The organism is Microbacterium album, assembly GCF_014643695.1.
GTDB lineage: Bacteria > Actinomycetota > Actinomycetes > Actinomycetales > Microbacteriaceae > Microbacterium > Microbacterium album.
This window is the reverse complement of record NZ_BMJY01000014.1, coordinates 20,467-41,493: the sequence shown is the minus strand read 5'-3', so window position 1 is coordinate 41,493 and position 21,027 is coordinate 20,467. Positions and strand designations below refer to the sequence as shown.

23 protein-coding genes are annotated in these 21,027 nt (G+C 70.3%); 14 read left to right on the top strand and 9 right to left on the bottom strand.

From position 1 onward, the window contains the following. Window positions 1-6: 6 nt before the first annotated feature. The gene (locus IEX37_RS13135; protein ID WP_188756738.1) at window positions 7-930 is read left to right on the top strand and encodes a hydroxyquinol 1,2-dioxygenase; all 924 of its coding nucleotides are present in this window, start codon (window positions 7-9) and stop codon (window positions 928-930) included. 20 nt (window positions 931-950) lie between these two features. Here IEX37_RS13135 and IEX37_RS13130 read toward each other — a convergent pair whose 3' ends face one another. From IEX37_RS13130 to IEX37_RS13105, 6 genes are read right to left on the bottom strand one after another with little or no spacing between them, the layout of a single operon-like run. After that, window positions 951-1,892, bottom strand: a complete 942-nt coding sequence (locus IEX37_RS13130) for a D-2-hydroxyacid dehydrogenase family protein (RefSeq protein ID WP_188756737.1) — start codon at window positions 1,890-1,892, stop codon at window positions 951-953. Between the two features lie 20 nt (window positions 1,893-1,912). Beyond that, window positions 1,913-2,602, bottom strand: a complete 690-nt coding sequence (locus IEX37_RS13125) for a carboxymuconolactone decarboxylase family protein (protein ID WP_188756736.1) — start codon at window positions 2,600-2,602, stop codon at window positions 1,913-1,915. After that, a complete protein-coding gene (locus IEX37_RS13120; RefSeq protein ID WP_188756735.1) occupies window positions 2,599-4,137 on the bottom strand; it encodes an FAD-dependent oxidoreductase in 1,539 nt (512 codons plus the stop codon). Before IEX37_RS13120 ends, IEX37_RS13125 begins: the two co-directional genes overlap by 4 nt. Continuing rightward, window positions 4,134-5,381: a CaiB/BaiF CoA transferase family protein gene (locus IEX37_RS13115; RefSeq protein WP_188756734.1), complete on the bottom strand. Its 1,248-nt coding sequence runs from the start codon at window positions 5,379-5,381 to the stop codon at window positions 4,134-4,136. Before IEX37_RS13115 ends, IEX37_RS13120 begins: the two co-directional genes overlap by 4 nt. 12 nt (window positions 5,382-5,393) lie before the next feature. After that, window positions 5,394-6,566, bottom strand: coding sequence for a thiolase family protein (locus tag IEX37_RS13110; RefSeq protein ID WP_188756733.1), 1,173 nt, complete (start codon window positions 6,564-6,566; stop codon window positions 5,394-5,396). Next, the gene (locus IEX37_RS13105) at window positions 6,563-6,976 is read right to left on the bottom strand and encodes a Zn-ribbon domain-containing OB-fold protein (RefSeq protein WP_188756732.1); all 414 of its coding nucleotides are present in this window, start codon (window positions 6,974-6,976) and stop codon (window positions 6,563-6,565) included. The genes IEX37_RS13110 and IEX37_RS13105 overlap by 4 nt, the downstream gene beginning before the upstream one ends. Window positions 6,977-7,069: 93 nt before the next feature. On the opposite strand from IEX37_RS13105, the gene IEX37_RS13100 reads away from it, so the two are divergent. The 12 genes from IEX37_RS13100 to IEX37_RS13045 all read left to right on the top strand — a co-directional run bounded on the left by IEX37_RS13100 (window position 7,070) and on the right by IEX37_RS13045 (window position 17,042). Further along, on the top strand, window positions 7,070-7,834 hold the full coding sequence (locus tag IEX37_RS13100; RefSeq protein ID WP_188756731.1) for an SDR family NAD(P)-dependent oxidoreductase: 765 nt from the start codon (window positions 7,070-7,072) through the stop codon (window positions 7,832-7,834). 166 nt (window positions 7,835-8,000) lie between these two features. Then, entirely contained in the window at window positions 8,001-9,038 is a 1,038-nt protein-coding gene (locus IEX37_RS13095) for an ABC transporter substrate-binding protein (protein ID WP_188756730.1), read from the top strand. A 202-nt stretch (window positions 9,039-9,240) separates the two neighbouring features. Further along, the gene (locus IEX37_RS13090; protein WP_188756729.1) at window positions 9,241-10,275 is read left to right on the top strand and encodes an ABC transporter substrate-binding protein; all 1,035 of its coding nucleotides are present in this window, start codon (window positions 9,241-9,243) and stop codon (window positions 10,273-10,275) included. 46 nt (window positions 10,276-10,321) lie between these two features. Further along, window positions 10,322-11,167: an ABC transporter permease gene (locus IEX37_RS13085; RefSeq protein ID WP_188756728.1), complete on the top strand. Its 846-nt coding sequence runs from the start codon at window positions 10,322-10,324 to the stop codon at window positions 11,165-11,167. Window positions 11,168-11,176: 9 nt separating this feature from the next. Then, window positions 11,177-12,010, top strand: coding sequence for an ABC transporter permease (locus IEX37_RS13080; protein ID WP_188756727.1), 834 nt, complete (start codon window positions 11,177-11,179; stop codon window positions 12,008-12,010). After that, entirely contained in the window at window positions 12,007-12,609 is a 603-nt protein-coding gene (locus IEX37_RS13075; protein ID WP_188756726.1) for a carboxymuconolactone decarboxylase family protein, read from the top strand. Before IEX37_RS13080 ends, IEX37_RS13075 begins: the two co-directional genes overlap by 4 nt. Then, window positions 12,606-12,947, top strand: coding sequence for a DUF4286 family protein (locus IEX37_RS13070; protein WP_188756725.1), 342 nt, complete (start codon window positions 12,606-12,608; stop codon window positions 12,945-12,947). Before IEX37_RS13075 ends, IEX37_RS13070 begins: the two co-directional genes overlap by 4 nt. Next, the gene (locus tag IEX37_RS13065; protein ID WP_188756724.1) at window positions 12,944-13,903 is read left to right on the top strand and encodes an MBL fold metallo-hydrolase; all 960 of its coding nucleotides are present in this window, start codon (window positions 12,944-12,946) and stop codon (window positions 13,901-13,903) included. Before IEX37_RS13070 ends, IEX37_RS13065 begins: the two co-directional genes overlap by 4 nt. Then, window positions 13,900-14,601 carry a hypothetical protein gene (locus IEX37_RS13060; protein ID WP_188756723.1) on the top strand — a complete coding sequence of 234 codons (702 nt, stop codon included), beginning with the start codon at window positions 13,900-13,902 and terminating at the stop codon, window positions 14,599-14,601. Before IEX37_RS13065 ends, IEX37_RS13060 begins: the two co-directional genes overlap by 4 nt. 41 nt (window positions 14,602-14,642) lie before the next feature. Further along, complete coding sequence (locus IEX37_RS13055; RefSeq protein ID WP_188756722.1) at window positions 14,643-15,488, top strand: alpha/beta fold hydrolase; 846 nt, start codon at window positions 14,643-14,645, stop codon at window positions 15,486-15,488. A 33-nt stretch (window positions 15,489-15,521) separates the two neighbouring features. Next, complete coding sequence (locus IEX37_RS13050; protein WP_188756721.1) at window positions 15,522-16,289, top strand: SDR family NAD(P)-dependent oxidoreductase; 768 nt, start codon at window positions 15,522-15,524, stop codon at window positions 16,287-16,289. A gap of 177 nt (window positions 16,290-16,466) precedes the next feature. Beyond that, window positions 16,467-17,042 carry a quercetin 2,3-dioxygenase gene (locus IEX37_RS13045; protein WP_188756720.1) on the top strand — a complete coding sequence of 192 codons (576 nt, stop codon included), beginning with the start codon at window positions 16,467-16,469 and terminating at the stop codon, window positions 17,040-17,042. Window positions 17,043-17,149: 107 nt separating this feature from the next. On the opposite strand, the gene IEX37_RS13040 is transcribed toward IEX37_RS13045, so the two are convergent. Beyond that, the gene (locus IEX37_RS13040) at window positions 17,150-18,679 is read right to left on the bottom strand and encodes a carboxylesterase/lipase family protein (RefSeq protein ID WP_188756719.1); all 1,530 of its coding nucleotides are present in this window, start codon (window positions 18,677-18,679) and stop codon (window positions 17,150-17,152) included. Beyond that, the gene (locus IEX37_RS13035) at window positions 18,672-19,097 is read right to left on the bottom strand and encodes a VOC family protein (RefSeq protein WP_188756718.1); all 426 of its coding nucleotides are present in this window, start codon (window positions 19,095-19,097) and stop codon (window positions 18,672-18,674) included. The genes IEX37_RS13040 and IEX37_RS13035 overlap by 8 nt, the downstream gene beginning before the upstream one ends. A gap of 193 nt (window positions 19,098-19,290) precedes the next feature. Between IEX37_RS13035 and IEX37_RS13030 the strand changes: the two genes are divergently transcribed. Then, complete coding sequence (locus IEX37_RS13030; protein WP_188756717.1) at window positions 19,291-20,022, top strand: GntR family transcriptional regulator; 732 nt, start codon at window positions 19,291-19,293, stop codon at window positions 20,020-20,022. 15 nt (window positions 20,023-20,037) lie between these two features. Here the strand turns inward: IEX37_RS13030 and IEX37_RS13025 are convergent, their stop codons facing one another. Then, the gene (locus IEX37_RS13025; RefSeq protein ID WP_229663261.1) at window positions 20,038-20,796 is read right to left on the bottom strand and encodes an ABC transporter ATP-binding protein; all 759 of its coding nucleotides are present in this window, start codon (window positions 20,794-20,796) and stop codon (window positions 20,038-20,040) included. Window positions 20,797-21,027 lie beyond the last annotated feature (231 nt).

The window sequence follows — 21,027 nt, the reverse complement described above, 5'->3', positions numbered from 1 at the left end:
AGCACCATGACCGACAACGCCGTCGCCGCCGATACCGCCGTCTCCGCCGAGCAAGCGGAACGCGAGCAGGACCTCGTCGACAGGGTGGTCGCCTCGTTCGACCAGGCCCCCGACGCGCGCTTGCGCTACGTCCTCCAGACGCTCGTGAAGCACGCCCACGCCTTCGTGCGCGAGGTGCGCCTCACGGAGGAGGAGTGGAACGCGGCGATCCGCTTCCTCACGGATGTCGGCCACATCACGACGGACTGGCGCCAGGAGTTCGTGCTGCTCTCGGACGTCCTCGGCATCTCGATGCAGACCATCGCCGTCAACAATGAGGCGTACAAGGACGCGACCGAAGCGACGGTGTTCGGCCCGTTCTTCGTGAACGATGCGCCCCACGTGGAGCTCGGCGGCGACATCGGCGGCGGCGCTCCCGGCGAGCCGTGCTGGGTCGAGGGCTCGGTGCGCGACACCGAGGGCAACCCGATCCCCCATGCGCGCATCGAGGTGTGGGAGGCCGACGATGAGGGGCTGTACGACGTGCAGCACGGCGACGGTCAGGTCTACGGCCGCGCGCACCTGTTCAGCGACGAGAACGGCGAGTACCGGTTCTGGGCCCTCACCCCGACGCCGTACCCGATCCCCAACGACGGCCCGGTGGGCAAGCTCCTCGACACCGTCGGGCGCACCCCCTACCGCGCCTCGCACCTGCACTTCATGGTCGCAGCCGAGGGATACCGCACGCTCGTCACGCACATCTTCGTGCGCGGCGACGAGCGACTCGCCACCGACAGCGTCTTCGGCGTGAAGGAGTCATTGATCAAGGACTTCATCCGCCACGACGGAACCGCGCCGACGCCCGACGGCCGGGTGATCGAGGGCACCTGGAGCGATGTGCGCTTCGACATCGTGCTCGCGCCGCAGCCGACCCGCGCGACGCCCGCCTGACCGGCACCGGTCAGCTCAGGTCAGGTCAGCAGCCTCACCGGTGCGCCCCTGCGCCAGGCCACGATGTCCTCGACGGCCTGACCGTAGAACTCCCGGTAGGTGTCCTCGGTCGAGTACCCGAGGTGCGGCGTCAGCACGGTGCGCGGCGCCGTCCGCAGCGGGTGGCCCGCGGGCAGCGGCTCCACGTCGTAGACGTCGAGGCCGGCCCCCGCGATGCGGCCCGTGTGCAGGGTCTCCAGCAGCGCGTCCGTGTCGACGATCGGACCACGCGACGTGTTGACCAGGAAGGCGGTTGGCCGCATCCGGGCGAGTTCGTCCCGGCCGACGAGCCCGACGCTACGGGGGCTCAGCTTGTAGTGCACGCTCACGACGTCCGCGGTCGCGAACAGCTCCTGCTTGCTCACGGCGCGCGCACCGCGGTCGGCCGCGACGCGCGGATCGAGGTTCCGGCTCCATGCGATCACGTCCATCCCGAAGGCCCGGCCGATGGCCGCGACCTGCGCGCCGAGCCGACCGAGCCCCACGATGCCCAGCGTGCGCCCCGCCAGGCCCGTGCCGAGCGTCTCCTGCCAGCCTCCGGCGCGCACGCGCGCGTCCTCTTCCGGCACGTGACGCACGAGCGAGAGGATCAGCGCCCACGTCAGCTCCGAGGTGGCAGTCTGCGGGCCACCTGTGCCGGACACCGTCACCCCGTGCCGCCGAGCCGCCTCGAGATCGATCGAGGCGTTCGCCATCCCGGTCGTGACGAGCAGCTTCAGCGCGGGCAGCCTGTCGAACCGATCGGCGTCGAACGACGTGCGCTCGCGCATGGCGACGACGACGTCGACGCCTGCCAGGGCCGCGACGAGCGCGTCGGTGTCGGCGATGTGCTCGGTGTGGAACGTGACGTCCGCGCCGAGCGCGGACCAATCCGCGAGCCGCTCGGCGGCGCGCGCGTAGTCATCGAGGACGGCGACGTGCACGGGTTCCTCCTCGCCGTCGGCTACTGCGCCAGCTCTTCGAGCAGCGGGAATGCCAGGGTCGCCGAGTGGATCCCCAGCACGGACACGAGCTGGAACACCTCGGCGATCTCGGCGCGGGTAGCACCCGCGGCGAGCGCCGCCCGGATGTGCCGCGCCGTCGCAGCCTCGTTGAGATGACACGTGGATGCGTTCACCGCCACCCCGATGAGCTCGATGATCTTCGGCTCGAGCGGGCTGCTCGCGACGACCGACTCGTACCACGCCCGCGCGGACTGCGCGCCGGCCGGGTCGAACCTCGCCAGTCTCTCCATCCAGTCGTCGTCGCCCGGTTCCTCGCCCAGGGCGCGCTCGAGCGCGGTGACCCCCAGCTCGAGCGTCTGCAGGCCGAGCAGCGAGACGATCTCGAACACCGAGACCAGCTCCTCGCGCGTCGCTCCCTGGGCCAGCGCCGAACGGGCATGGTTCAGGGTGCCGACCTCGTGCATGTGGTTCACAGCGGCATCGATCGCGACGTACACGAGCTCCTTGACCTTCGGCTCCAGCGGGCCGGTGCGCCACGGCGCCATGGAGAAGTCGGTGTACGAGACGAGGAAGTCGGGATCGGCGCGGGCCATGATCTCGAAGGGCTCGGCGATGAAGCCGCGCTCCTTGCGGAAGTAGTCGGCGGCGGACCGCGCGCGGTCGGTGAGTTCGGTTTCGGTGTCGGTCATGAGAGCGCCCTTGCTTCGTCGTGGGTTGCTTCGTCGTGGGTTGCTTCGTCGCTGACTGCTTCAATGTCGGTCGGGGCGTGCGGAAAGGCGGCGAGCGCATGCTCGGCGCAGATCCGGCCGAACACGAGCCCGTCGGTGAGGGAGAGCCCGTGCTGGATGATGTGCCCCCAGATCGAGCCGTTGTCGCCGACGGAGTACAGGCCGGGGATCGGCCGGCCCGAGCGGTCCAGCGTCCGCCCGTGGGCATCGCGCCGAGGCCCGCCCGCCGCTGTCAGCACGCCCGGCACGACGCTGATCGCATAATACGGCCCGTCGTACCCCAGCGGCCGCATGGTCGCCGCCGGCCGGCCGAAGTCGGGATCGAGGCCCGCCTCGGCATACTTGCCGTACTCGGCGACAGTCGCGGCCAGCCGCGCCGCGGGGATGCCGAGCTTGGCGGCCAGCTCCTCGACCGTCTCGGCGGCGGTGATCCATCCCGAGGCGAGCTCTGCCGCGTTGTCGGCCGACCACAGGTACCCGCTCGCACCGGCCGTGGACGGCAGCGAGAGCGGTCCGGCCGCCAGGAGCCTCGCGTCGAAGATCAGGAAGGCGGGCAGCGCCGGCACGTTCGGCCGGTCGGGCCGGAAGTCGCCGAAGATGCGCAGGCGATCGTGAGTCTCCCGGCCGGTCTCGGCGGCGAAGCGGTATCCACCCTGGTCGACGAGCAGGTGGGCCGGGTGCCGAGCGGCGATCGGGAACGCGGCGCGGAACTGCGGCTCGACGTGCGACCAGAAGCCGAACCCGTTGCTCATGTGCCACAGATCCGCGCCCGCCTCCATGGCCAGCAGCATGCCGTCCCCGGTGCTGTCGGGATGGCTCGCCACCGCTGCCGCTCCGAGCGGCAGGTAGGTCTCGCAGAGATGAGGATCGCCCTGGAAGCCACCGGTCGCCAACACGACGCCGGCGCGGGCGTGGACCGCATACTCCCGCCCCTCACGCCGATAGGTCACCCCGGTGACCCGAGCGCCGTCGCGGAGGAGCGACACGACACGCGCGCCCCGCTGGGGCACGACCCCGCGCTCGTCGAGCGCAGCCTCCAGCACCCCCCACAGCGCGGGTCCGGCGCCCTGCAGGCCGAGCTCCTCGACCTGCGAGCCTGGCGGCTCGATCGCGTAGTACTGCACGTCCTCGGCGCCCGGCAGATGCGGCCAGCAGTTCGCATGGGGTCCCGGCTGGTCCGTCGGGCCGGTCGTGATCGTGCGGGCGCCGAGCCCCTCCAGCCAGCCGCGGATGTCGCCGAGGCCGGCGAGGTACGCGGCCAGCACGGAGTCCGGCGTGCGCCCGAAGCACAGCGCCCGCAGATGGTCGAGCCCGCCGGGACCCGTGAACTCGATGAGGTTGCCCGCAGAATAGCGGCTGTTACCGCCCGCGGCCGCGCTCTTCTCGAGAAGGACCACCTCCGCGCCCGCGTCGCGCGCCGCGATCGCGGTCGCCGCGCCCGCCGAGCCCGCACCGACGACAACGAGGTCGGCCGTGGTCGTGGTGCCCGTAGTCATCGCGCGGCCACCCCGGCGCCGGGCGTGACGACGCCGTCGCGCTCGAGCTGGGCGATGCGGTCGGTGGAGTAGCCGAGCTCCGTCAGAACCGCGCCGGTGTCCTCGCCGAGCCGCGGCGGATACCACGCCGCCCCGGAGCCGGCGCCGGAGCCGACCCACTTCACCGGGCTGCCCACGGTTTCGATGCTATGCCCGGCGTCGTCGCTCAGGGGCAGGATCATGCCCCGCCCGGCGGCCCGCGCGTCGTCGAGGGCCTCGGGCACCGTCTTGATCAGCGCCGCGGGCACACCCGCCTCGACGAGAGCGTCGACCCACTCCGCCGCGGGCCGGGCCAGGAACGCCTGTTCCAGCAGCTGCGACAGCTCGTCCTGGTTGGCGAGCCGGTCGGCCCCCGTGACGAACCGCGGGTCGTCGACCAGCTCGGGCAGCCCCAGCGTGCGGACCAGTCCCGCCCACATGCGCTGGGTGTTCGCCGTGACCGCGAGCTCGCGCCCGTCGCCCGCCCAGAACGTGCGGTAGGTCGGGATGGAGTCGTGGCGGCTCGCCTGTGGGCGCGGCGTGATCCCGGCGACCGTGGCGTAGACCGCCTGGTACGACAACATAGACAGCTGCCCGTCGAGCATCGAGATGTCGGCCCAGCGCCCGTGACCGGCGCGCGCCCGCTCGACGAGCGCGGCGAGGGCGGCCACGACGCCGTACATCCCCGCCACGAGGTCGCCGGCCGGGATGCCGAGCCGCATGGCATCACCGCCGGGCACCCCCGTGAGGCTCATGACCCCCGAGAGCGCTTGCACGACCATGTCGTACGCGGGCCTGTCCTTCCAGGGGCCGTGCTGGCCGAAGCCGCTAATCGAGACCCAGATGAGCGCCGGGCGCTCAGCGCGCAGCTCGGCGGGATCGAGGCCGAGCCGGGTCGCGACCCCTGGACGGAAGTTCTCGATCACGACATCGGCCGTGGTGATCAGGTCGCGCGCCACGCGCACGCCCTCCGCCTGCTTCAGATCGACCACGATGCTGCGCTTCGTCCGGTTGTGCGAGAGGTAGTAGGCACTGTCGTCTCCGACGAAATAGGGCGGGATGGTGCGGCTCGAGTCGCCCTCCGGCGCCTCGAGCTTGATCACCTCCGCCCCGAGGTCTGCGAGGATCTGCGTCGCGAACGGACCCGAGAGGAAGGTCGTAAAGTCCAGCACCCGCACCCCGGCGAGCGGACCCGCGGCAGGCGCGTCCGATGAGGAGAATGTCACGTCGGCCTCGTCTCAGGTCGTCTGGAAGATGTGGATCGTGCAGGCTCCGTGGTCGAGGCCCGCGATGCCGCCGCCGGTCACGTGCGTGAGCGCCGTGCGCGCCCCCTCCACCTGCCGGTCCCCGGCCTGGCCGGTGAGCTGCCAGTACATCTCCACCACTTGGGCGGTGCCGCTCGCGCCGACCGGGTGGCCCTTCGCGAGCAGGCCCCCACTCGGATTGACGACGGTGCTCCCGCCGAAGGTCGTCTCGCCGGAGTGCAGCAGCTTGCCCGCATCGCCGACCGCGCACAGCTGCAGGGCCTCGTAGTAGACCAGCTCCGCGATGCTGAACGAATCGTGCAGCTCGACGGCGTCGATGTCGTCCGGCCCGAGGCCGGCCTGCTCGTAGGCGTCCCGCGCCGACGAGAACGTGATCTCGGGGTGGAGCATGTCGCGCGCCCCAAGCTCCAGCTCGCCCGAGTGGAGCACGGACGCCACGATCTCGATCGCCGGCGCGGCCAGGCGCTTGCGCACGCGCTCCGACACCACGACGACCGCGGCGGCGCCGTCGCCCGTCGGGCAGCACATGAACAGGGTGAGCGGGTCCGCGACCGGGCGTGCGTCGAGGACCTCCTCGACGGTCACCTCCGTGCGGAACTGCGCGAACGGGTTGAGCGCGCCGTGGCGGCGCGCCTTGACGCTCACGGTCGCCAGGTCGGTGGTGCCGTCGCCTCCGCGCTCGTGCAGATAGCGCTGGGCGCGCATGGCATAGAGCGCGGGCATCACCATGCCCTGACGCACCTCGGGGTCCTCCTCCACCAGGGGCAGCGTGCCGCCGCCGAACTGGCTGAGCTTCTCGACGCCGACGGCCAGGACGATGTCGTACTCCCCCGAGGCCACGGCCCGCGCGGCTTGGTGCACGGCCGTCGCGCCGCCCGAGCACGCGTTGTCGATGTTGGAGACCGGGATGCCACCGATCCCCACCTCCTTGAGGATGCGCTGCCCCGTCAGCATGCCGCCATAGGTGGAGGCCACGAAGGCGGCCTGCACCTCCTCGCGCCGCACTCCGGCGCCCTTCAGCGCGTCGAGCACGGGACCGATCCCGAGGCCCGCGTAGCTGGAGGTCTTGTGCTTGCCCATGGGGATCATGGCGGCACCCACGATGTAGACGGGCGCCTGCAGCTGCGGGCTGAGTGTCTCGGTCATGCGTGCTCCTGTTCCCCGGTGTCCTGGGCGAACGCCCATCCCCCGGCCACATCGTCGGCGATGACGGCCTTCACCTTCTGGCCCACCTGCCAGTCGCCCGTGGCAGGGACGAGCTGAGTGAATACGCGCACCCCCGTGCCAGGGCCCGCGAGATCGACGTACCCGAGGGCATACGGCGTGGGAAGCGTCGAGGACACATGCACGCGCGTCCACGAGTACAGCTCCCCCGCACCACCGAGCGCCGTGTCCTCCGGCGTGCGCTCGCCGCACTTGTGGCATGCGTCCCGGTAGGGGAACGCGAGGGCGTCGCACCCGCCGCAGCGCGACCCCTTCAGCACCACATCTCCGTTGTCTTCGATCTGCACCGAGGGGCGCTCACGCAGGTCCTCGATGAGCTGGCTCAGCTCCATTGCTACCTCCTAGTGTCGACACTAACCCTATTTCCGGGCGAAAGCTACCCCGAAACCGCGGAATCCGTCGACACATGCTGCTAGGTTGCGACCATGACGCACCACACAATCGGAGATCTGTCGGGCCGGGTCGTTCTCGTGACCGGCGCCGCGCGCGGCCTCGGCCTGAACCATGTCCGGCGCATGAGCGAGGCGGGCGCCACCGTCGTCGCCACCGACCTGCACGAGGCCGAGGTCGCGGCCGCCACGGTCGACATCGCGAACGTGCGCGCTGCCGCTCTGGACATCCGCGACACCGACGCCGTCCGCTCCCACATCGAGGGCATCGTCGCCACCGAGGGTCGCCTCGACGTCGTCGTCAACAACGCCGGCGGCGCCGTGGGGTACACGGGAGGCGAGACAGATCCGGTCGCGATCTTCCGAGCGGTAGTCGAACTCAACCTGGTCGCGACCTACGGGGTCTGCCTCGCCGCCGCGCCGCACCTCGCGCCGGGCGGCCGCCTGATCCTCACGAGCTCGAGCACCACCTTCCGCCACAGCTTCGACGTCCCGGTCTCCTATGTCGCCGCGAAGACGGGCGTCATCGGCCTGACCCGGGCCCTCGCGCGCGACCTGGGCGAGCGAGGCATCGCCGTGAACGCGGTCGCGCCCGGATTCACGCCGCACGACGCCATGCGCGGGCGCGTGCAGTCCGAGCGCGTCGACGCGATGACGGAGGTCGCGGTACGCGATCAGGCGATCAAACGCTCGGGGACCCCCGATGACATCTCGTCCGCGGTGTTGTTCCTCGCCGGACCCGGCGCCGACTTCATCACGGGACAGGTGCTCCTCGTCGACGGCGGATGGACCTTCCACTGACGCGGGCACGCACGGCTCTCCCCCGTCGAAAATCCCCGGTTCGATCAACGGCCTGGACCCGTGACCGCCCCCTTCTGTCGACATTAGCTTGACGCCCGGAGCAACGCAGCTCACACCCGGGCGACCAAGGCAAAGGTGTCTGGCGCCCCTGGCAGAGAGGGAAACCATGATCACCAGCCGTACGACGAGGAGCCTCGGCGCGGTCGCCGGGCTCGCGATCGCCGCACTCACGCTGTCCGCGTGCGGCGACGGCCCCACCAGCCCGGACGACGCGTCCGCGGCCGACCGCCAGACAGACGCCGCACCCGCACCCGAGGACTGCGACACGCCAGACGAGCTCACCGTCGTGCGCACGCTCTCCACCGCGTTCGAGATCCTCTACATCGCCGATGACGCGGGCATCTTCGAGAAGCACTGCCTGGACGTGACCATCAACCTCGGGGCGACCGACACCGCCCAGAACATCCCCATGGTGCTCAACGGCGAGGCCGACGTCGCGTACTCCGACCCGGCAAAGATCCTCGGCGCGATCGCGCAGGGACTGCCGATCAAGGTTGCGGTGCAGCACGCCGCGGGCGACGCCAGCCAGGAGGTGGCGGACGGGGTGCTGCTCCCCCCGGGCAGCCCGGTCGAGACCGGCGCGGACCTCGAGGGCAGGAACGTCTGCGTCCCGGGCCTCGGAGGATGGACGGAGATGCTGGCACGCTGGGCCGTGGACGTCGACGGCGGAGATCACACGAAGGTGGACCTCGTCGCGCTGCCGGGCGCCACGCTCCAGGAATCCGCGGAAACCGGTGCGTGCGATGCGATCGTGCCCGCGTCCATCCATTACGCCACCGCCCTGGAGGCGGGCTTCACCCGGTTGCACAACGGCACCAACGACTTCCCCGGCCTGCCCACCATGGCGGCGGCGGTCAGCACGGCCTGGGCCGCCGAGAACGCAGACGTCCTGGCGCGCTTCGTGCAGGCGCTGGCCGAGGCCTCGGAGCTCGCCAACGCCGATGTGCAGCTGGTGCGGGACGTCGACGCCGAGCACACCCAGCTCGACCCCGAGGTGGTGGCCACCCGCTTCATCCCCAAGTTCCAGGTGGAGCTCGACATCGCCGCGACGCAGGAAGCCGTGGATCTCATGTACGAGTACGGCATCTTCTCGGCACCCGTCGATGTCGCCGCAGCCGTCGCGGACGGTGCCCTGACCAAGTGACAGCCCCCCGCCCTGGAGGCGGCGGCGACGGATCCGATCGACCGCGATAGGCGTTCGCCGTCCGCCCCAGGGCGGGGGCCGATCAATGACCAGCCCCCGTTGACGAGGACCTACTGTCGACACTACGGTGAACGGAGATGTGAGGCAGCTCACATCGGGCATGGAAGGCAAAGGTGCCTGACACCCGCTCCCGGAGGACACCGTGAACATTCCCAGCAAGACTCCTCGCACCACGAAGAGCGCACTCGCCGCGACCTGGCTCGCAATCGCCGCACTCACGCTGTCGGCATGCAGCAGTCCCGCCGGAGATGATCCGCCCCCCGGGGGCGACCCCGTCGCGGCCCCGGGGACCTGCGAGACGCCCGACCCGGTGAACTTCGTCCGTTCGACCGGGGCAGCGTTCGAGATCCTCTACATCGCCGAAGAGCAGGGCTTCTTCGACGAGCACTGCCTCGACGTCACGATCACCCCCGGTTCGACCGACACCTCGCAACACATCCCCATGGTGCTCAACGGCCAGGCCGACATGGCGATGGGCGACCCGTCCAACATCCTGCACTCGATCGCTCAGGGCATCCCGATCAAGGTCGCGTCGCAGTTCTCCGCGGCGGACTCGAGCCAGCCCGTCACCGACGGCGTGCTGCTCCCGCCGGGCAGCCCGGTCGAGACCGGCGCAGACCTCGAGGGGAAGAACGTCTGCCTTCCGGCGCTGGGCGGCTGGATGGAGCTCAATGCGCGCTACGCGGTGCACGCGGACGGCGGAGACCACACCAAGGTCAACCTCATCGCTCTGCCGACCGCCGCACTGCAGGAGTCGGCGGAGAGCGGTCAGTGCGACGCCATCGTCGTCTTCCAGGCGTACTACATGGCCGCCCTGAACGCCGGCTTCACGGCACTTCACAACGGCACCAACGACTTCGACGGTCTGCCCACCGCGATGGTGATCGCGAGCGAGGCATGGCTCGCCCAGAACGCGGACGTGCTGGCGCGCTTCGTACAGGCGATCGATGAGGCGGCCGCGCTGGCGAACGAGAACGACCAGCTCACGCGCGACGTCGATGCCAGATACACGCAACTCGATGCCGAGACGATCGCGACGCGCGACATCCCGCCGTGGAATGCAGTCATCGACGTGGAGGGCACCCAGAAGGCGGCGGACCTCATGTATGAATACGGCGTGTACACCGCCGAGGTGGATGTCGCCGCGGCCATCGCCGACACGGCGCTCACCAAGTAGAGCACGCTGACCACGCAACCCCGCGCTGACCAAGTAAGGAGTCCTCGTGTCGCTACTCGAGCGCCCACGGACCGCCGGCGAAGAGCGGCGCGCTGCCAGCAGGCCGCGCCCGGACCGAGAGAAGCGGAAGCTGCCCGGCTGGGGTCAACAGCTCCTGTTCCTTCTGGCCGTGCTGCTGATCTGGGGCGGCCTCCGGCTGCTCGACGTCATCAGTGCCCAGGCACTGCCCGGTCCGTGGGCGGTCGCGGCGTCGTTCGTCGAAGCGGTGCAGACGCCCGCCTACTGGGTCGCGATCCTCGAGACCTTCCGGTCGGCGGCGATCGGGTTGGGGATCGCGCTGCTGATCGGCATCCCGCTGGGGCTGATCATCGGAATGTACGCGGTAGTCGAGAAGTCCACCCGGATCGTCATCGAGATCGGGCGCTCGTTTCCCGTCGTGACGATCCTGCCGGTGCTCCTGCTGATCCTCGGGGCCACGCTGTCGATGAAGGCGCTCGTGGTCTTCATCGCCTGCGTTTTCCCGATCATCATCCAGGCGCAGTACGGCGCGCAGAGCGTGAGCGAAGCGGTCAACGAAACGGTCCGGAGCTACCGGATCCCCCGTCTGCTCCGATTCGCCAAGGTCTCGCTGCCGGCGGCGATGCCGTCGATCATGACCGGCCTGCGGCTCGCGACGACCCTCGCCGTGCTCGTCGCGGTCGGCATCGAGGTACTGACCCCGGTGCCCGGCATCGGCCACGAGATCGCGAGCAGCCAGATCGACGCCAACGCCTCCCGGGCCTGGGTCTACATCCTGACCGCCGCGACCATCGGGTACTGCATCAACAGACTGTCGATCTTCGCGGAGTCGAAGCTGCTCGCGTGGCGCCCTCCGTCGAACCTGGACGAGTGAGGACCTGACATGAATCTCGCATCCCTGCGCTCCTGGGCCCTGCAGCTGTGGCTGCCGGTGGTCATCGTGGTCGCCATCTTCGTCGGTACGGCCGGGAGCACCTCTTTCTACTTCCCACCGTTCACCGAGGTGCTGAAAGCCCTCGTGGACGCGTTCGCGACCGGAGGCCTGCTCGCGGACGTCGCCTTCAGCATGACGAGCGTGGCGATCGGCCTCGCGATAGCCATCGTGGCCGGCGTGGGGCTCGGCGTGCTGATCGGAGAACGCGAGTCGCTGCGCGTGGCGAGCCAGCCGTTCCTCGACTTCATGCGCGCCATGCCGAAGGTCGCACTCGTCCCGATCTTCATCCTGACGTTCGGCATCGGCTCGGAGCCGAAGGTCGCGATCATCGCGCTCGGCGGCCTGTGGCCGATCCTGTGGAACACGATCGCGGGCGTACACGGGATCGCCCCTTCCGTCCGCGAGTCCGTGCGCGCCTACCGCATCCCCGCCTGGCTGCGCCTGTGGAAGGTGCTCATCCCCGGTGCGCTGCCGCAGATCTTCGCCGGCATCCGGATCGCCCTCGCGATCGCGCTGCTGCTCATGATCGTCGGCGAGATCTACGGGTCGCCGCAGGGCCTGGGCAACTTCGTCCTGCGCGCCGGCAACTCGTTCCTCATCGCGCAGACGTGGGCAGGCACGCTCCTGGTCGGCCTGATCGGCTACGCGATGACGCTGCTGCTCATGCTGGTCGAGCACTATGCGCTCGGTTGGTACCGCCAGCGCGCCCCGCGGGAGCGCGTCGAGGCCAAGGCGTCGAGCTACACGCTCGCGATCCGCACGGTCCGGGGCAGGAAGCCGTGACCGACGCGGCGACGTCCGAGGACGCGCGCCTCCCACCGCTGAGCGTCGAGGAGTACGGGCGACTGCTGCGCGAGCTCGGCGCCGAGCCGGTGGCGGAGTCGGCCGTGCGGCTCAACGTCACGCGAATGTGGGCGCACAGCCCGCGGCTGATGCTCGCCCAGCAGCCGCTGCAGCGATATCTGCGCTTCGACTCGCCGCTGACGCCCCGGGTGCGCGAGGTCGCCACGCTGCGCATCGGCTGGCGGTGCTCCGCTCCGTACGAGGTGATGCAGCACGTGGAGTTCGCTTTAACGCAGGGGCTGAGCGAGAGTGAGATCGCCGCGCTCTTCCAGGAGGACGTCGGCACGGGCTGGTCGCCGGCGGAGGCGGCCGCGATCCGCGCGACCGACGAGCTGCATGCGCTCCACACGGTCACCGGGTCGACCTGGGAGGCGCTGAGCGCGCACTTCTCCCCCGCCGAGATCGTCGACCTCCTGTCGCTCGTCGGCCGGTACTGGACGGTCTCGGTGGTCTCGAACGCCGTGCGGCTACAGCCGGAGCCCGGTGCGGCGTTCAGCGACCTGCCGGGCGCGCCGACGGCGCATGGCGGCGCCCCGTGACCCGGGCCCGTTACGTGGTCGGCATCACGCCCGACGCCTCGGTGAGCCCCGAGATGGTCACGGCGTTCGCCGACTACTACGACCACGTGCACATCCCCGAGGTCGTCGCCGCCAACGCGGGCTTCCTCTCGGGGAAGCGCTGGGAGCTCATTCCCGGTCTCCAGGACGGGTCGCCCACGTGGCTCACGGTCTACGAGCTCGAGGACGAGAGCGCGGCGGATCACTATCTGGCCCGGCGCCAGCGCGCGACGTCCGGGGTCTCCTACACGCCGGGACCCGTCTCCTGGGAGCTGATGCCCGTCGTGTGGCGCGCGCTCTTCCGCGAAGGCCCAGCGTGAACCGCCCCAACGACTTCCCCACCCCGGCGACCCTGCCGACCTCGCTCGACGCGTATGCCCTCAGCGGCTCGTTCCGGGTGGGCGCGTTCACCGTCCACCACCTGAGCGACGGTCTCGCCTTCGGCCCGCGGCAGAGCTGGTTCCACGGCATCGACGACGACGTGTGGATGCCGGTGCTCGGCATCAGCGATCCGAGCGCGCCGTTTCCGCTCAACTTCGGGCTGTTCGTGGTGGTGGGCGGTGGCTCCGTCACGCTGGTCGACTCCGGCTTCGGCCCGGAAGCGGAGCGTTTCGAGGGGATCCGCGGGGGCAACGAGCTGCTCGCGAGGCTCGCCGAGATCGGCATCGCACCCGAGGACGTCGACCACGTGCTGCAGACCCACCTCCATCCCGATCACTGCGGCGGCCTCGTCCAGGACGCACCGCACGGCGCCGTGCCGACGTTCCCTCGGGCGCGCGTGCACGTGCACGCGGCCGAGGTCGCGCACTGGACGGGTCCGGACACGGCCGAGAACTTCATGGCGCCCTACGTGCGCTCGAGGATCGAGCCGATCGCGGCAGCCGGACTGCTGCGCACGTTCGCGGAGGCGACCGCGATCGCGCCCGGCGTCACGGCGCTGCCGCTGGCAGGCCACACGCCTGGTCACACAGTGGCGCTCGTTGCCGACGGCGACCGGAGCTGCCTCCTGGTCGGCGATCTGGCGCATCACCCGGTGCACTTCCGTCACCACGACTGGCACCACGACCTCGACGTGGACGCCGACGCCCACACGACTGCGCGCGAGACGCTGTGCTCGCTGGCCGCGTCGCTCGGGGCCGTCGTGACCGCGCCCCATATGCCGGTGCTGACGCTCGGCCGCATCAGCCGGGACGTGGATCCCACCGGTGCGCCCGGCGACGCGCGCTGGTCGTGGACGCGCGTCGATCCCGAAGACGTCGGCGGGGTGCTGCGGTGAGCGACAGCCCCTTCCTCGTGCTGCTCGGGTCCGATCCGCCGTCCGTCGGCTCGCCGAGCGATGCGGCGCTGCGAGACGCACGCATCGTGCAGGAGCTGCTGCCGGACCTCGTCGGGCGGTGGACGGGCGTGACGCGGGCGAGCTACCTCCGCCTGGTCGTGCCGGACGCGCGCGGCGATCGGGGACCCCACGCGCTCGTCGTCCTCGACGTCGCCGATGCGTCGACGTTCACCTCGCTTCGCGACACGAGGACGGAGGGCCTCGCGACGAGCGGCGACCGCTGGTTCCTCGGGTGGGAGCGCCGTCCGGGCTGGCGCGGCACGCCGACGGACGCGGCCGCGCCGTACGTCTTCCTCGTCGGCATGGACGCGCCGGCCGATGCCGACGAGGCGGAGATCGACGCGTTCAACGCCTTCTACGACGACCCGCACGTGCCGGAGGTGGTCTCGGTCCTGGGCTACCAGCGCGGGATCCGGTATGCGAACGCCTGGGGCCGAGTCCGTTCCGGCGACGCGCCGCCCGCCTACCTTGCCGCGTACGACGGCGACGAGGACACGATCCGCGCCGCCGAGCATCCGGACCGGCTCTCCGCGTTCACGGAGCCGGGACCCGAGGTCTGGCAGCGACGGACCACGCATTGGCGCCTCGTCTACCGACGCGTCGGAGGCTTTGTGCCCCTGTCCGGAACACGCCGCTGAGAACGCCAGCAGGACGATCCCAGAACCTCGCAGGAGGCAGCATGACCGCTCACCGCTCCGCCGGGCACGCAGATCGTGCCGAGGCCGAGCTCCCGCCTCCGCGACGGATCGCGCTGCCGGGAGCGACTGTGGCCTGCTGGGACGCGGGAGGCGAGGGCGACCCCGTCGTATTCCTGCACGCGGCATGGGGAAGCGGCGAGCACTGGGCACCCCAGCTGACGAGCTTCCGCCGGGCCGGGCTGCGCCCCATCGCCTGGTCGCGGCGCGGCCATTACGGGTCGGATGTCGGGCCGGCGCAGCCGCCGCCCACGGCCGACGATCTGGACGCCCTCGCCGACACCCTCGGTCTCGAGCGGTTTCACCTGGTCGGTACCGCGTACGGTGCGTTCGAAGCCACCGACTACGCCATCGCGCGCGGCGAGCGGCTGCTCAGCCTGACCCTCGCCTGCAGCCTGTGCGGAATCGCCGATCCCGATTTCGTCGCCGAGACCGCGCGGCTCGTCAACGACGCGTGGCACCAGCTCCCGATCGAACTCCGCGAGCTGTCGGCCTCGTATCGGTTCACGGATCCCGCCGGGACCGAGCAATGGCGTCGCCTCACGGCGCGCGCGCTCACGCAGCGCGTCGAGCAGCCGGCGCTGTCGCGGATCACGCGCGCCGCCATCGCCGGGATCGCCGCGCCGACGCTGTTCCTGACCGGGTCGGAGGATCCGTACATGCCTCCGCCTCGGATGCGGGCGCTGTCCGAGGTGCGGGTGGCTTCCCGGTTCGAGGTCATCCCGGAAGCGGGGCACTCGGCGTCGTGGGAGAACCCGGAGGCCTTCGACCGCGCCGTGCTCGCGCACATCGCGGCCACGCCGCAGCCCGGGGGACGCGCACTGGGGTAGATCGAACCGCCCTCGACTGAGGAAGCAGACAAGATGACTAAGGATGAAATCCGCATCGCATTCGTGTCTGGTGCCGGAGGAGGCATCGGCCGTGCGATCACGAGGCGACTTGCTGCCGACGGTTTCGTCGTGTACGCGGCAGACCTCAAGGCCCCAGACTTCCCTGACGTCCCGGGATCCTCGGTCATCAGCTTGGCGTGCAACGTCTCGTCACGGCCGGAAGTCGACGAGATCTTCACCGGCATCGCGGACCGACACCAGCGGCTCGACGCGGCGGTGTCAGCGGCGGGTCTGTTGATCCTGGCGCCGTTCCTCGAGATGACGGACGAGGACTGGGAGCGCGGTCTCGAGGTAAACCTGAGCTCGGTCTTCTGGTGCGGACGGGCTGCCGGGTGCCTGATGCGTGACACCGGCACGAGCGGCTCGATCATCAATATCGCCTCCATCGGCGCCTTCATGGCGGCCGGCACGTCGGCCTCCTACTCCGCAGCCAAGGGGGGCGTCGTATCGCTCACTCGGGTGATGTCGACGGCGTTGGCACCCTCCGGCATCCGCGTCAACGCCGTGGCGCCGGGGACAGTCTCCACGCCGATGATGAAGGACGCCATCGAGGACGAGGAGTTCGGCACGATGATCGCTGCCCGGACCCCCCTCGGTAGAGCTGCGGAGCCCGAGGAGATCGCGGGAGTCACGTCATTCCTGGCCGGCCCCGACGCGACGTACATCACCGGGCAGACGATCCTGGTCGACGGCGGTCGGAGTGTGCTCAACTACACCATGGCCGGCGAAAAGCGGGTCTGAGCGCCCGTCCACGACGTCGACGTCCGGAGCGCGCTCGCCGATCTGTCGACAGATCCGGGGAAACCGTGGGAGATTCTGGCGAATTCCGCGCCTTCGGCTTGAACCCTGTCGACACTCGACGTAGATTTGGCAGAGCGGTAAGAGACCTTCCCGCTGCCGCTTCCTCAAAGGAGAGATATGAGCTCGATTCAGACCACGGAGCAGGACGCATTCCGCGGCATCGTCGCCAAGGAGAACACCGGCCCCGCCGAAACGCTTCCCGGCGAACGCAAGCCGTTCTACCTGGACAAGGGGCACGGCAAGAAGCATCAGCTGCTCAGCCAGCTGCTGACGACCATGATCAGCCATCGGGAGACGGACGGAAAGTTCTCGGTCATCCTGCTGCAGGGTCCCGCAAGCCCCGAGCCCGTCCCCGCGCACTACCACACACGAGAGGACGAGTGGACCTTCATCCTGGAGGGCAAGGTGCGCTGGTGGGTCGGCGACCAGCACCGTCTGCTCTTCCCGGGCGACTCGATCTACCAGCCCGCCAACGTGCCGCACGCTTTCAAGTTCGAGGGCAGCTACAACAAGATGCTGGCGCTCAACGTCGCGGGCGGCTTCGAGGACTTCTTCGACATCGTGGCCACCCCCAGCAACGACTTCGTCGCGCCGCCGGTATCGGACTACCAGGCCCCCTCGCGCGAGCAGTGGGAGGAGGCCGCAGGGAAGTTCGGCTGGCACCCCGTGCCGGACTACGACTTCGGGATCTGACCCGAGACCACGCGCTGCGCAAGCGAGAGGGCTGTGTCGAGACCCACCTCGACACAGCCCTCTCGCGTGGGAGCCGTCTTGCCGCGCAGCCCGGCGGAGCGGCGGGGTCAGAAGGGCCTGGGCACACCGTCGAGGGCCGACAGGGCGGCGGAGCGCGGGGTGGCCTCCACGCGCACCTCCTCGCCGAAGACGAGCGACGGCGCCGCGGGTGCGCCATCCAGCGCGGGCCAGTCCGGCAGACCGCCCCCGCGCGGATCGTGGTCGGCGACGAAGCGCGCCCACGTGTCCGCCATGATCGCCGCGAGCTCGTGATCCGCGTCCTGCCACGGCCAGCGCCGGACGCCGAGGTTGTCGGCCATGTACGGCAGCTCCGCCGTGTGGAACGCCCCGTACCCCGCCCCGCCGTCGCGCGGCGGGGCGATGTCCACATCGGTCGGCAGTGGGGGCGTGCGATCGAACAGGTAGAGCCAGGTCGGCGCCGCGCTCGTCATCGCGTGCGTGCGGGCGGTGCGCCAGACGAGATAGCGGAACCGCGTGTCGGTGACGAAGCGCCGCGCGCTGACCGCGAGCTGCGCGTCGCCCGTCGGGTACGCCTCCCGCAGCGCGCCGTCGGGCGCATCCGCTTCCACGACGGCGCGCACGCGACCGGGCGCGTCCGGAGCGAGATACGGCGTGCCCTCGTCGGCATTGGTGCCGGCCAGCAGCGGCACGCCGAGCTGACGGCCCGCGGCGAAGACGTCCTCGAGGCTCTCCGTCACGACCCTGCCATCGACCACGGGCTCCCACGGCCCGTCGAACGGGAGAGCGGGCGCCGACAGATCACGCAGGTGCGACACGGTCGCGGACGCCAGCGGACCGAGCGCGGCCTGGCCCGCCTCCGCGGCGCGTTCCGCGCTCGGCAGCGGTCCCTGCCCGCGGTACAGGGCCGACGAGCTCTGCACGATCGCCGCGTGGAACAGCCCCTGCGCCGCCGGCGAGGCCATGAGCGCCGTGACGATCACGGCTCCCGCGGAGTTGCCGGCCAGCGTCACCCTCCCCGGGTCGCCGCCGAACGCGCCGATGTTGCGCTGCACCCACTCCAGGGCGGTGACGACGTCGAGCACACCGTAGTTGCCGGTGGCGCCGAGCTCGTCCTCGGCCGCGAGGCCGGGATGCGCGAGGAACCCGAGCGCCCCGAGGCGCATGTTGAGCGTGACCACCACGACCCCGCGGCGCGCGAGCGCGGCGCCGTCGTGCACCTCCAGGCCGCCGTGCCCGAAGCGGAAGCCGCCCCCGTGGAGGAACACCAGCACCGGAAGCGCCGCACGAGGCGACGGGTCCGGTGTCCAGACGTTGAGGAACAGGCAGTCCTCGCTCATGACCAACGGGCACCGGTCGTCGAAGTTCAGGCGGTAGAGCACCGCTGTCCGCGGCGGCAGGCGCTGCAGCGGAGCAGGCCCCGCCGTCGTGGCGGGGCGAACCCCCTCCCACGGCGCCGGCGGCGTCGATGGCCGCCAGCGCCGCTCGCCGACCGGTGGCGCCGCGTAGGGGACACCGCGGAAGGTCGCGATCCCCGCGTCGTCGCGCAGGCCCCGAAGAGCGCCGCTGTCGGTCGCGACGGTTACCGTGGACTGCTCGGCGACCATGGCCTCAGACACGGTTGAGCACCTCGATGAGGTTGCCCCAAGGGTCCGCCACGTACGACACGAGAGTGCCGGGGCGCGCCACGGTCCGCGGGCTCATGCGCTCGGTGCAGCCGCGGGTGAGGAGATAGTCGTAGTACGCCTGCACGTCGTCGACGCGCAGGGCGAAGTGACTGAAGCCGAGCGTGCGCACGGCGTCCTCGGGGTCCGATGCCTGGATGCCTTGCTGCGCCCCTTCGCGCGAGAGCAGCTCAACCCGCCAGTCCTGCTGGGGATGCCGCAGCACGCTCACGCGCACGAGGCCGCTCGGCAGCGTGACCGTCGGGGCGACCTCGAGTCCGAACGTGGTCGAGTACCACTCGGTCGCCTTCTCGAGATCGTCCACGTTGAGACCGACGTGGTCAAACGACAGCTCCGGGTTCAGTGCGCTCATTGTGCTCTCCTTCATTTACGGTTTGTCAACTGTCGTCTCTCATCGACCTCTCGCACCTGGCGACGCAAGTCGTGAGTGGCGACACTTGTGGTGCTACTCTCGGGAGCAGCTCGCCACGGGTTCGGTCCCGCCGGGTCACTGTCGACAGGGCCGGGTCTGCAGGCCGGGTCTGCTGCCGGAAGGAATCACTGCAATGACGCCACCAGAAGCCGACACGCCAGCGCGGGCCGCCGAGTTCACGCGGCTCCTCCGGTTGGACCAGCGGCGGGAAGCGGCCGTGACCCAGATCGCGGTGTGGGTCGCCGACGGCATCGTGTCGAGCCGCCTTGCTCCCGGGCAGGATCTCAACTCGGTGGACCTCGCGGCACGCTTCAACACCAGCCGCACTCCGGTGCGCGAGGCGCTCATGCTGCTGGAGTCGGAGGGGCTCGTCGACGTGCAGGCCCGCAAGCGACCGCGCGTGGCGTCGTTCACGGCCGACCAGGTGCGCGAGGTCTACTTCCTGCGCGCCCACCTGCTGGCCCTCGTGGGCGAGCTCGCAGCGCAGCGGATCACGCCCGAGCAGGCATCGGCGCTGCAGGATCTCCTCGCGATCATGCGCGAGCACGTTGCGGCGCACGACACGGACGCGTACTTCTGGACTCACGTCGACCTGCAGCGCACGTTCATCGAGATCGCGGGGAACGCGACGCTCGCCATGGTGCTCGACACTCTGTCGCTGCGCATGCTCGTCTTCCGCCACATGTCACTCCAGGACGATGATCGCCTCCGCGCGTCGCTCCAGGCGCAGGAGGCCATCGTGGCCGCCATGAGCGAGAAGGACAGCGAGCTCACGTCTCTCCTCCTCGTACGCAACACGAACTCGGCCCTGGAGGCCATCCTGCGCGTGCTGGAGAAGCGGACGACGGACAAGGCCTCGTCATAGCCGCTCCGGCCGCGGTCAGCGGACCACCGCGCCCGGCTCGCGCTCGCGCTTGATCTCCGCGAACACGCGGGTCCGCAGCTCGGCGAACCGCGGCAGCGCTCGCGTCGTGATCTGGTCGCGCTCGTCGCCGAGGTCCACCGTGACGTCGTCGACCACGTGCGTCGGCTTGCCCGCCACGACGATGACGCGATCCGAGAGGTAGACGGCCTCGTCGATGTCGTGCGTCACGACGATGACGGTGATGCCGCGTTCCTTCCGCAGCCGGAGCGCGAGATCCTCGAGCTCGAACCGCGCCTGCGCATCGACCGACCCGAACGGCTCATCCATGAGCAGGATCGGCGCACGATAGGCGAGGCCCCGGGCGATCGCGACACGCTGCTGCATGCCCCCGGACAGCTGCCAGGGGTACTTCTGACCGACGTCGCCGAGCCCGACGGCCTCCAGGCTCTCCTGCGCCCGCTGCACACGCTCGGCCCTCTTCACGCCCATACCCTCGAGCGGGAAGGCGACGTTGTCGAGAACGCGGAGCCACGGCATCAGCGACCCGCGATAGTCCTGGAACACCACCGCGATCTCGGCCACGGGCTCGGTGACCTTCTTGTCGCCGATCGTGACCGTGCCCGCGGTCGGGCGCAGCAGCCCCGACAGGCAGCGCAGCAGGGTCGTCTTGCCCGCGCCCGAGGGGCCGACGATGCACACGAACTCTCCCGGCTGCACCGTGACGGACAGTCCGCGCAGCACCTCATGCGCGGATGCGCCGCTACCGTAGGTCATGCCGACATCATCGATCACCAGCGGCTGGTGGTCCGGGGCAGGACTGGAACGCCGAGCAGGCGTTGCAAAGGCTGTCATCGTTGTGCACTCCGTCGGGCTCGATATGACTTTGACACGTCAGAGTCTCGCACCTTCTGTCGACATGTCAAGCCTCATTCGCGGGCACGATCGCCGAAGTTTGGTCAATCTGTCGACAGAACCGCCCCCGATCCGTCGAAGACTTGCTAGCGT